The organism is Bacteroidales bacterium, assembly GCA_014860585.1.
Classification (GTDB): domain Bacteria; phylum Bacteroidota; class Bacteroidia; order Bacteroidales; family 4484-276; genus RZYY01.
The window spans coordinates 19,330-31,081 of sequence record JACZJL010000153.1 but is presented as its reverse complement, the minus strand read 5'-3'; the positions used below and the strand labels follow the sequence as shown (position 1 = coordinate 31,081).

Genomic DNA, 11,752 nt, shown 5'->3' with positions numbered 1-11,752 from the left:
TTTTAAAGGTTATAAAGTAATGTTAAGTCCAAAGGTGTAAGTACGGGCTTTAGGATAGGTATTGTACTGATCCAGTCCAAAAGACAACCCACTCGGAGAGATTTCAGGATCAATTCCGGAGTAGTTGGTAATCGTAAATACATTGTTGGAGGCAAAATAGATACGGATTTTTTCGAACCCCGTAACATTTGTAAAATTGTAACCTAAAGAAAGATTATCGAGACGAACAAAGGTTCCGTCTTCGAGATAATAACTGCTCAACTTGGGATTGTCACGTAGTCCACGTTCATATTCATCCAACGCTTCGTAAAGTACGTTTCTGTCTGGCAGGAAAATCGGGTTTCCAAAAATCAGCCGTGTTGTATTGAATATCTCGTGACCAAACATTCCGCGGAAAGTGAAGTTGAAGTCCCAGTTTTTCTTGAATGTAAAGTAGTTTGACCAGCCCAGTTCAAAGTCTGGTTGCGCCGATCCTACGACTCTGCGTTCAGCCAGTTCAAGTTCGCGGGTTACTCCACCTGCAGCAGTGTAAAACAGGAATTTACCATCGGCTGAAAGTCCGGCATATTCCGGAATATACCAGGTGCCTAATTCTGTACCTGGTCTTACGACCTGTGTCCAGTTGAGGTCGCCAACAAGGCCTGGCCCTGAGAGGTATCCTACCTGTAATTGAGACCATTCGTACTTATCATTCGAAAGCGAGATGACATCCTGTTTGTAGGTTGAGAACACCAGAGATGATCTCCAGTCAAAATCTTTTTTCTTGACCGGATACCCTTGCAAATACAACTCAAAACCGGTCACTTCAAACTCGCCAACGTTGGCCCAGATGCGGTCAACCGGGTTTGGAGGAACGGGTACTGAGTAATTTCCAAGGAGATCGTAGGTGTTTTTCTTGAAGAAATCAATTGAACCTGAAATCCGGTCATTAAGGAATCCATAATCAATCCCAATGTTTAATTCGGAATTTTCTTCCCATTTCAGGTCAGGGTTGGCATTGTGTGCATATTGGAAAAGGATGGCTGTTTCGCCGGTTTCGAAGTTGAAGGAATTTCCTGCAGCCTGGTAATACGCTAAATCGTTGTAATTACCAATCTCCTGGTTACCGGTTATACCATAACCAATACGCAGGCGAAGGCTGTTCATAAAATCAACATTTTCCATAAAGTCTTCGTTGGTGATGTTCCACATGGCAGAAGCCGAAGGGAACAAGCCCCACTCGTTATTATCGCCGAATTTTGAAGAGCCGTCCCGACGGATTGTAGCAGTGAGGAAATACTTGGAATCGTAATTATAAATTCCCCTTCCAAAGAAAGAGATCAACCTGTTTGAGTTTTTATAGGAGGTAATATCACCAGCATTCACGCTTTGGAAAAGTGAAAGATCGTGCATCATGGTGTAATTCACAAATGGCTGGCGTCCCTGGGCAGCAAAACCGTCGTGCATGTCTTCCTGGAAAGAATAGCCAAACACAGTCTGAAGGTTGTTTTTACCAAAATCGGTGTTATACCGGATAGTTGCTTCGAGTACTTTTGATTCGAAGTTGTTGTATCCCCTGCGGCCGTAACCCTGGTGTGTTCCGAGGTACATGGTCGTGGGTTCGAAGTAGAAGCTTTCATCGTCGTTACGTGTGTAAGCCATGTTTACTCCGGCAAAAAGGCCAGTCAGGATTTCAAAATCAGCTTTCAGGTAACCAAAAAAACGTTTGGCATCACGTTCATTGTGAATTTGGTCAACAAGGGCGACCGGATTGTAATATTGAAAAACCCGTTCAATCTCATAAAAATTACCGGCTGAGTCATAAACCGGATCGGTAGGATTTCTCTGGAAAGCCTGGTAAAGCACCTCATTGGAACCCCAGCCACTGTAACTTACATAGTTGTTGTTCTCTATTGTAGCGGATAATCCGGTTGAAATTACAAGGCGATCGTCAAGGGCTTTCTGATCGAGGTTAATACGACCGATAGTCCTGGTTTTATCCGTACCTATGACTAACCCGTCAAATTTCTGGTGCGACAGAGAAGCTCTGTAGCTGGTTTTGCTGTCGCCGCCGGAGAAAGCGAGGTTATAGTTCTGAGAGGCGCCGGTTCTGTAAATCTCATCCTGCCAGTCGGTATTGGCGCCGCCATCAAGAAATGCAGTTCCAAGCCCCGGGTTTTGCGCAATAAAACCGCGGTAGTCTTCACCGCTCACGAGGTCAAGCTTTTTGGCAACGTTCTCAATTGAAAAGAAGGTATTGAAATCAATTTGTGCTCCTTTTCTTTCTTTACCTCTTTTGGTGGTGATAATTACAACCCCGTTGGCGCCGCGTGAACCGTAAATAGCTGCGGCAGAAGCATCCTTGAGGATGTTAAAGGTTTCAATGTCTTCAGGAGCAATAGTTGTGGGGTCTGCACCGGGTACACCGTCTACAACATACAATGGGCCTGTATTGGTATTCAAACTGGACGCTCCCCTGATTTTAATGTCGAATCCGGAGTTGGGGTCGCCACCTTTTTTGGTTACCATCACACCGGCCACTTTTCCCTGAAGCCCCTGCACGGGGTCAGTAAGAACGCCGGTGTTCATGTCGGCAGCAGAGATGGACTGCACCGCCCCTGTACGGTCAGATTTTTTCTGAACGCCGTAACCAATCACCACCAGTTCGTCAAGTGCAGTTATTTCGGACTGCAAAACCACATTTACCGTGGTATTTGGCTGAACCAGCAGTTCCTGCGTGGTGTAGCCGATAAAAGAAACTACGAGCACGGTGTTAGGGTCAACAGTCAAACGGAAAGCACCGTTGATATCGGTGGTTGTGCCCACCGTTGTACCTTTCAGGTAGACTGATGCGCCCGGAATGGTAGAACCATCAGCGCCGTCAACAACGGTTCCGGTTACATCACCTCTTTGTGCAAAGACTGACGCGTAGCCCGCGATGAGCAGCGACAGCAGAAGGATCAATTTGCGTGAGATTTGTTTGGACATAGTTTTAAGTTATTTCATTTAAAAATGAGTATAATTAATTCACTAAATAGTTCATCTGAAAATTTGGCGCGAAAGTAATAAAATTTAATGTTCTGTTTACAGTATATTAACAGTAGTCAAAAACAAAAAACAGTCATCTCAGGTTCAATTAAAAATGAGCTCATTATTAATTGAACAAGTAGAATAATGTTATTTTTTTTAAACGAATATTGGGCAATTTTAATTTTAAATGTAAATTTGCAATCAAGTTTAAACATTAACTATCATTCTATTAATCATTTAAATTTTATTTGTATGAGAAAACTATTACTTTTAACATTAGTTATGTTCCTCTTTGGAGGATTGATGGCGCAAAATGCCATTGTAATCGAACCGGCCAATGCTACCGCCTGGGATGAGATCACGCTTTATCTTGATGTAACAAAAACTTGCCCTGAGGGAGCGCTTTTGACCGCTGACTCAGTAATGATACACTCAGGAGTGACGCTTAATGGTGAGGCCTGGTCGAAAGTGGTTACTTTTGATGGGTTAGGTATGAATGGCCAACAACCTAAGCTGGTAAAATGGACACCTCCTGCTTATGCCGTAACAATTGATCCACCGGTGGCTTCAGCCTGGGATGAAATTACATTGACATTGGATGCAAACATGTCTTGCCCGGAAGGCGCGTTGTTAACTGCTGATTCGGTAATGATGCACTCAGGCGTAACCATTGATGGAGAAGCCTGGTCGAATGTGGTACCATTTGATGGAACAGGAGCTAACGGTGTCGCTCCCAAACTCGCCAGCAACGGAGATGGAACGTGGAGCATGACTTTCGTTCCTGCTGAGTTCTACGGAATATTGGAAGGCGCTAATGTAACTGCTATCAACTGCGTTTTCAACGGTGGCGCCTGGTCAGCAGGTGAAGGAAAAGCCTTTGATGAAAATGGCAACTGTGTTGACTTTGTGATTCCTTTCAATGGACTATCACCCGATCATACATGGATGATCACCTTCACTCCGGCAGAATTTTACGGTATCGAGCCAGGATCCGTTGTCACTGCTTTGGATTGCGTGTTCAACCAGGGAAACTGGGATGCTGAAGGGAAAGATTTTAACGATGTTGGCGCCTGTGTGGACTTCAAGGTGCCTCTGTCACAACTGGCAAAAGTACAGGTGATCCACAACTCCGCCGATGCTGCAGCAGCAGTGGTTGATGTTTGGCTAGATGATATCAAATTGCTGGACGACTTCCCTTTCCGTTTTGCCTCTCCGTTTATTGACGCACCTACAGGTGTTGAGTTTACCATTGCCATCAAAGGACCTGACAGCGAAGATCCAAGCGATCCGATCTGGTCACAGAACTACACGCTCGAAGTAAACAAGAATTACCTTCTGATTGCCAGCGGAATTGTCAGCGCCAGTGGCTATGATCCTATCGAGCCATTCGATATTTATGTTTACGACATGGCCCGCCTCGTTGCGAACGATCCGGCAAATACCGATGTAATCGTATTCCACGGCTCTACCGATGCACCGGAAGTTTCAATCTGGGAAGTCACCGCAGATCCGCTACAATTGGTCGAAAGCGCTTCATATGGAGAGTTTACCGGCTACCTTGAACTTCCGGTGGCCGATTATATGATCCAGGTCCGCAACGCAGCAGGAAATGAGGAAGTAGCTACCTATGCTGCGCCATTGGCTACCTTCCAGTTGGGCGGCTTTTCTTTCACTGCCATTGCCAGCGGCTTCCTTGATATCGCTGCCAACAGCGACGGCCCGCACTTTGGCCTGTATGGCGCCCTGCCTCTCGGAGGCGCATTGGTTCCTCTTCAAAGAACAAGCTCAATAGAAACTATTGAAGGTGCGAGCATAAATGTTTATCCCAATCCTGCAACCAATTCGTTGAACATCGAAATTTTACAGGATGCCTCAAAACTGGAAATTTTCAATGTGATGGGTGAAAAAATTCAGTCATTCGACCAAATCAACTCCAGCATCATCACTGTAAATACCTCCGGCATGGCTACCGGGGTTTACTTCATCAACCTGCACACCGAAAACGGAGTACAGACGGTGAAGTTTTTGAAGAAATAATTCGTTGATAACTTTTTATTTAAAGCCGGGTAGATGATGAATTTACCCGGCTTTAAATTTTTCATACAGAGATGAAATCTGATCTGTCAAAATGGAACTCATTTTACAAAATTGTAAGTTATCGTCCTTGATTTCTAACCTGGAAAATTCATTCATTTTTGTGATTCTTAGAGTCTTGGTGGATTGTGCGACAGGTATCACTTTGTGAGTGGCAAAAAGAAAAAGTTGCCACTCACCAAGTGATGCCTTTGGCAAAAGGCTCAATAACACAAAGATGCACTAAGTTTATGAATGAAAAAGGCTAAAACATACCTTAAAGATTTAGTGATGAACTAAACTGTTGCATAGTCATAATGGATTAGTTAAAATGAGTCAGACCAATATTTTTTCCGGTATTTTTCATAACCCTTGAAATTGAAATAGCCAGATGGGCAATAGAAAAAATGCACAAATGCAACAATTTTATTAGTATTATTGCATAATGAAATCATTTACCTTATTCTTTACTAATCAAAAATCAAGTTATGAAAAAATCATTTGCACTATGGGCCGTTGTTTCACTGTTATTTACAGTTTTAGGATTTACACAAAATTCCCCCTTAATCAATGAACACCAGGGGAAGATCAGGGACCTGAAATCTCAGTTGTTTTCAAATGCGGATATTGAACCAGGGCAAACTCTGTGCTACAAAAATTTAGATAGCAGTGCTGACGGTTTCGGAGATGCTCCTGAAACCGAATGGATGAAAAAATTTGACGGCTCCGGGAAAGATATTATTAATAAGGCGGTGGCTGATGAAAGCGGAAATATTTACATTGCCGGCGGGTTTTCTGGCATCATGGAATTTGCAGGCACGATACTGGAAAGTGTGGGGAAGCGCGATGTGTTTGTTGCAAAACTGGATGATTCCGGAAATTTACTTTGGTTAAAACAAGGGAGTTGCGGGGAGTTTAATTCCGGAGATGCCAACGATATTGTCATTGCCAACGATAAAATTTATGTCACAGGTTATTTTGATGGCCCGGTTTTTTCGATGGGAGAATCTTCTGTCTACCTGATTGGCCTTTCAGATGCATTGCTAATACAGCTTTCTCCATCCGGAGAAATCGAAATGCTCTTCAGCTATACCAATTCGGGTTTGCCGTACAAAGGGCTGGCGCTGGCGATTGACGGAAATCAGAATATTTATATAACCGGTTCAACAAGCGGTACTTTTAGTTACTGGAGCCCATCATTTTTAGTCAAATTCAACCATGAAGGAATTTTGATTTGGTGGCAGGAGCATAACATTGCCTTCAACGATCTGGCAGTATTTGGCGACCAAATTTATGTAGCGGGTTCAGCATATAGTGAGGCCTACCTGGGTGGCATCCTTCTCGACCCGAATGTTTATGCAGATGCTTTTGTTGCACGGGCGAATCTTGATGGGGAGTACGAATGGGTTGTGATGGGTGAGCACGAGCAAGTTACATGGGGTGACAGTTACACGCCCTTTATTGAGGTTGGTGTGGATGGCGATGTTTATATGGCCGGCTACTTCAGAAACCATGTGGAGTTTGGTGGCTTTTCGCTTAGTTCGGGATCAACTGATGCATTCATGGTAAAATTGAATAGCTCTGGCGATGTTCTCTGGGCAAAAGCAACAATTAACACCCACAATTCCCTCTATGGCTTTACACTTCTGCCTGATGACCGGCTATGTATTTCAGGCGGAATGGCTGGTTCTAACGCAACGTTTGACGATATTGTACTGGAAAATCCTGATGGTTTGGACGGGAATTATATTGCCATTTACAGCAGTTTAGGAAATGCACAAAGTGCTTTTGCTGCAAACCATCAAACCTCTTGCCTGGCAGTGTTACCAGAAAATAAAATCCTACAGACCGGAACCACAGGATTGGATGCGTTTCTTGCAAAGTATGAGTATTCCGGTAGTCTTTTGAATATGGATATAAGCAACGGAAACTCCGGAACGGCGCAACTTACAGGTCTGGAAATAGATGACCAGGCTGTTATTTATAGTTTAAGCAATGTTTTCGGCCATACCGATTTTTTTGGTCTGGATTTAAATACTACAAAAGAAACGATGGTCCTTTCAGGCCAGAAACCCAATGGGGATGTCCTGTGGATTGATGAAATGGAGGGTGGAATTTCATGGTGGAACTTTACTGAAACAACGCTGAAACTGGATAAGACACACCAAAGATTATTTTTGCATGGCGAGTTTAAGGATACGCTTAAAATTGGCAACCTTGAATTTATTAATCCTTTTGGGAGCTCTTTTTTAGCTTTTTATACAACTGATGGAGAATTTAAGTGGGCAAAAGAATTGCCCTACGACGGAATAACCATAAAGTCGGTTGATGCTGATGCATCGGGAAATGTTTATTACATTTTTGACTTTTTTGGGACTATAGAAATTGAAGGGATATCTTTTACCGCCTATCAGGACGGCGACGCTTTGTTAATGAAATATGATATTAACGGTAACTTTATCTCTGCCAGTCAAATCGAAACCGATGTGTTTTTCTACTCGCTTGGCATTGCTACCATTCAATCAGGCGGGTATTTTCTTACTTTGGAACCTGCCGGTGATACCATCTTTTTCAATGACGGAAACGATAACCTGGTATTAACACCAAATGACGGACGCTCAATAGCGGCGAAGTTCGACGAACAGGGGAATTACCTCTGGGCAAAATCATTCGGTTACAGTCCTTCCAACTATGGAGGGTTTTATTGCTGGCCAACTGCTTCGGTAACTGATGAAGATGGGAATTTATACCTTACGGGAACACATGGGGAATCAGCCCATTTTGATGACATCGTGCTGGAAACCCCCTACAACCGTTACAGCCCTTACACTGCAAAAATTGACGGCAACGGAAACGTGCTTTGGGCCAATTCAATACAAATACACCGATGGGGAAATAATTATTGTGAAGCGGAAATTGATCACCAGGGAAATTTCTACTGTATGGGCGATATTGTTGATACAATTCATTTTGGAGATTGGCAATATATTCCAACCGGACCAAGAGATATGTATGTCGTCAGATACGACAACAACGGTGAACTCGACTGGGTAAAAATTATCGAAAGCACAATGTCGGGCAACCACTTTTATGGCATGGCTGTTTTTGAACCTGATAATCTTTTCGCAGGTGGTAATTTTACCAACAGGATAATAGAAGGCGAACATGAGCTGTACACAACTTCTTCCAGGGGAGGATTATTTGTGCACCTCGGCGATTCCATCGCTTCTTCGTCAGTTGATGATAACAATCTTACCGAAATTTTCATGGTAGCTTATCCTAACCCGACAGGCGAAACTCTTTATCTGGACTTCAAAACTGAATTTCAACACGTTTGCATTGAACTTAGCGATATAAACGGTCGCCTGGTAAAGACCCAAATTTTCAAAACAATTTCTCAAACCCAAATGTTGGAGTTAAAAGGCCTGCCAGGAGGAATGTATTTGATGAAGATTACAGCGGATGGGAAAACCGGGAGCAGGAAGATATTGATTCAATAGATTCAATCAACAGCGCAAACTTTTATTTCGAAACAGCTTCAAAATCATAAGCAACAGTAGTTTTTATTGACATAAATTTTTGTTCCAGGCAATTCTCGTTAAGCTGAACTCATTGTATATTCTCATTAATGGACTTTTTACCGCAATAGGGATATGGCAGTAAAAAGAAAGCCGTTCCAATTGCTTGAAACGGCTTCTGAAATGAATATTAAATTTGGCTATTTGGTCAGCATGACCTTTAATTCCTGTGGTTTCTCTCCGGAAATTTTAATCAGGTAAAGACCTGCTGGATGTTCTCCAAGGTCAATTCCATAAACGTTGTCTGGCTTTGATGGCAGATCAATTTTCCTTACCAATTTACCATTGATGTCATAAACGGAAATTTGTTCAACGTTTTCAAAACCGCTGCTTGCTTCAACATAGATTATCCCTGATGAAGGGTTAGGATACACGCTGTATTCATCCTCCTCAGCAGGTTCAAGTTCTTCAGCTGCTTTGGAAGTTGTGTACTTATATCTAAGTGTTGAACTGATCGAGTTTGTACCGCAGCCATAAACCGTTGTAACCAATTTTACCTTACCGGTGAATGTTGCAGTCCAGATGATTTTTGCATCATCGCCGCAATAGTCATCGGAGTAGGCGATAAATGCATTGGTAGTAAAATTGCGGAGGGTCAGCTCAGAGTCATAGGTTGCTTTTGCTCCATCTGTTGAGCAGTAAGAGAAGTGATAAACCCTGCCGGCGACAACATTAAAGGCTGTAAATTCCCCTGCATAAATACTTTTCTGTGATTTCCACCTTGTGGTTGGGGATAAGGTTGTGCTTGGATATTGAACAGTGCTGTTGCATCCCTGGGGAGCAGTTACCGTAATGGAAACATATCCAACATTATTTGTCTCACTTGATTCAGCCACCTGGTTATCGGCATCGGCAACAAAAAGGATATACCAGGTACCTGCGGCAGTAGATGAGGGGATAGTAACCACTTCACTCACTGAAGCAGTTGCATTGGCTGCGAGGGCGCCAACAGCATCGGTAGCCAGGTAAACATCTCCGGTTCCATAGGTTACATCAGCCGAAAGATAATATTTGAGGTTAGATGCGCCGGATGGACCTGTTCCAATGTTTTTAACACTGCATGAAGCAGTGGTGGTTCCACCATTACTTACAGAGGTAGGACTGGCTGCAGGGCTTTGCACGGTAAGATCCGGAGGACCAGCAGAAGATGTCACTGAAATCTGAACGCTTCCCACATTGTTGTTTTCGTTTACTTCGGCTACCTGTCCGTCAGCATCTGCGAAAAACAAGATGTAGTATGTGCCGGGAGCTGTTGCAGCAGGAATGGTAACGACTTCACTAACGTTAGCACTTGCACTGGCCGCCAGTGAAGCAACCGCGTCGGTTGCTAACAGAATGTCGCCGGTTCCATAGGTGTTGTCGGTGGAGAGGTAATACTTGAGATTTGAAGCACCTGCGCCGGCTGCACCCTGGTTGAGCACTGTGCACGAAGCGGTCAACGTTTGTCCATCCTGCACCGAAGTTGGGCTGGCAGCCTGGCTTTGGGTTACAAGGTCTGGCTGTGACGGAGCTGCGCCAACCTGGAAGGAGAATACTTTTGTTCTGCGTGCCTGTGAAGGGCCAACATATTGAGTTATGAACCAGAATGTCTTATCGTCAGCAGGGTCAACACTTAATCCAGCATAATCACCCCAACGGTTGTAAGAGGTTTGTGAATAGGCGCCGGTGACGACTGTTTGTTCTGCAAGATCAAGAACCCCGGTTGCGGCGTTGTAAGCCGCTGAAGTCTGACCGGTGTATCGGATTCCGGGATACACTGTGGTGCTTGAAATCGAATAACCAAGACCGATTTCGTTTTGTCCGTTCAACCGGATACTCCCCATCCAGCGTGAGTGCGCATCGGGCGAGTAAGTGCCGGACTGGCGAATTGACCAGGTACCCGTTGTTTTTCTCAGCTCATACCAACGGATACCGGCAAGGTCAGTGTTGTTTACATCCACAGTATGGCAGCAGACCAAGGTTTGGTAGGTGCCAAAATTGCGGTATTGCGGAGCATTCATCACCACCTGTGGGATGGCATCCAGTTCGCGGGTTGTGCCGGGTTGTTTGATGTTGTCCCAGTTTGCGCCAAAGTTGCTGTCGAATGCAGGAACATTGAGTTGTTGAACTCTTGAGAAAGTTGATGTTGTAGGTGAAGTCCAGTTTACGGCCAGTTCATAAATCCATAACTGATCGCTGCCACCTGCAATAGCGTCATCATTAATAGTAATGAAAAGCCCGGGACTGCCTGTGGGAGCAAAAGTACCGTCGTTGTCAGCCGGGGGCACACACATAAAACCGTCAATGGTAGTTGGCCGCCAGGGATTATCAAAACCAACCATTTGAGCGGTCTGCCCGTTCAGCATTTTGGACCTTTCCATCACGTAAATATCCTTTTTATTGGTTCCTGTTGTATTGGTTCCCATGTAGTAGCCATCCTGCCAAATCCCAATTTTTTCATAATCGGGCATATCGTCCACATCAAACGAATACCTGTGCCATGCACCTGTGGGATCATTAGATTGGGAAACGGCAACGAGCATGTAATCATTGGTTCCGCAAATCGAAAACTCCACAACCAACCAGCGGTCTGCCTGTTCGTCATAGAGTACGATTGGATCACCATCGTTACAAGTCGAACCCGTCACCCCACTGAACAAGAGGTTGAGATTGGTTGGCCCGGCAACCAGCGTTCCGGTTTTTGAGTAGATTGCATACACAACATTGATGGTTTGCATGTAATGGTTTGGTCCAGCGGTTCCATTGGCGTCCGGGGGGTAATAAGGCGATGTTTGCCCATCCCAGACTGCAATAGGCGCTTTGGGCGCCGGTATGTTGCCAAAATATTTTTGCCAAACCGGGTCGTTTCCTTTGGGTAAGGCAGTTGCAGCATACGGATACTCACGCACCCGCAACTTTTCATTTCGCGGTTTAAATGCGTCCAAATCCATTTTATCGAATTCCTCCGCAGTTAATGCAGGAAGTTCGCTCAGAGGCTTTGACAAGCCGTGATAGACACCTGTCCCAACATAAGAGGGACTAATTTGGTCCTGGGCTGAGACCATAACAGCGAATGCGAAAAGCCCAATAAGAACAAGTACATTTCTCTTCAT

At 44.3% G+C, this 11,752-nt stretch carries 4 protein-coding genes; 2 read left to right on the top strand and 2 right to left on the bottom strand.

The window, feature by feature from the left end:
* Window positions 1-9: 9 nt before the first annotated feature.
* Window positions 10-2,967, bottom strand: coding sequence for a TonB-dependent receptor (locus tag IH598_15515; GenBank protein ID MBE0639925.1), 2,958 nt, complete (start codon window positions 2,965-2,967; stop codon window positions 10-12).
* Window positions 2,968-3,261: 294 nt separating this feature from the next.
* Here IH598_15515 and IH598_15510 point away from each other — a divergent pair, with 294 nt between their 5' ends.
* Both IH598_15510 and IH598_15505 read left to right on the top strand, forming a co-directional pair.
* Window positions 3,262-5,046: a DUF4397 domain-containing protein gene (locus tag IH598_15510; protein ID MBE0639924.1), complete on the top strand. Its 1,785-nt coding sequence runs from the start codon at window positions 3,262-3,264 to the stop codon at window positions 5,044-5,046.
* A 524-nt stretch (window positions 5,047-5,570) separates the two neighbouring features.
* Window positions 5,571-8,582 carry a T9SS type A sorting domain-containing protein gene (locus tag IH598_15505; protein ID MBE0639923.1) on the top strand — a complete coding sequence of 1,004 codons (3,012 nt, stop codon included), beginning with the start codon at window positions 5,571-5,573 and terminating at the stop codon, window positions 8,580-8,582.
* Window positions 8,583-8,800: 218 nt separating this feature from the next.
* On the opposite strand, the gene IH598_15500 is transcribed toward IH598_15505, so the two are convergent.
* Complete coding sequence (locus tag IH598_15500) at window positions 8,801-11,752, bottom strand: T9SS type A sorting domain-containing protein (GenBank protein ID MBE0639922.1); 2,952 nt, start codon at window positions 11,750-11,752, stop codon at window positions 8,801-8,803.

Coding starts and splice junctions, on each gene's coding strand:
- IH598_15515 (MBE0639925.1), bottom strand. CDS start 2,967: ATGTCCAAACAAATCTCACGCAAATTGATCCTTCTGCTGTCGCTGCTC.
- IH598_15510 (MBE0639924.1), top strand. CDS start 3,262: ATGAGAAAACTATTACTTTTAACATTAGTTATGTTCCTCTTTGGAGGA.
- IH598_15505 (MBE0639923.1), top strand. CDS start 5,571: ATGAAAAAATCATTTGCACTATGGGCCGTTGTTTCACTGTTATTTACA.
- IH598_15500 (MBE0639922.1), bottom strand. CDS start 11,752: ATGAAGAGAAATGTACTTGTTCTTATTGGGCTTTTCGCATTCGCTGTT.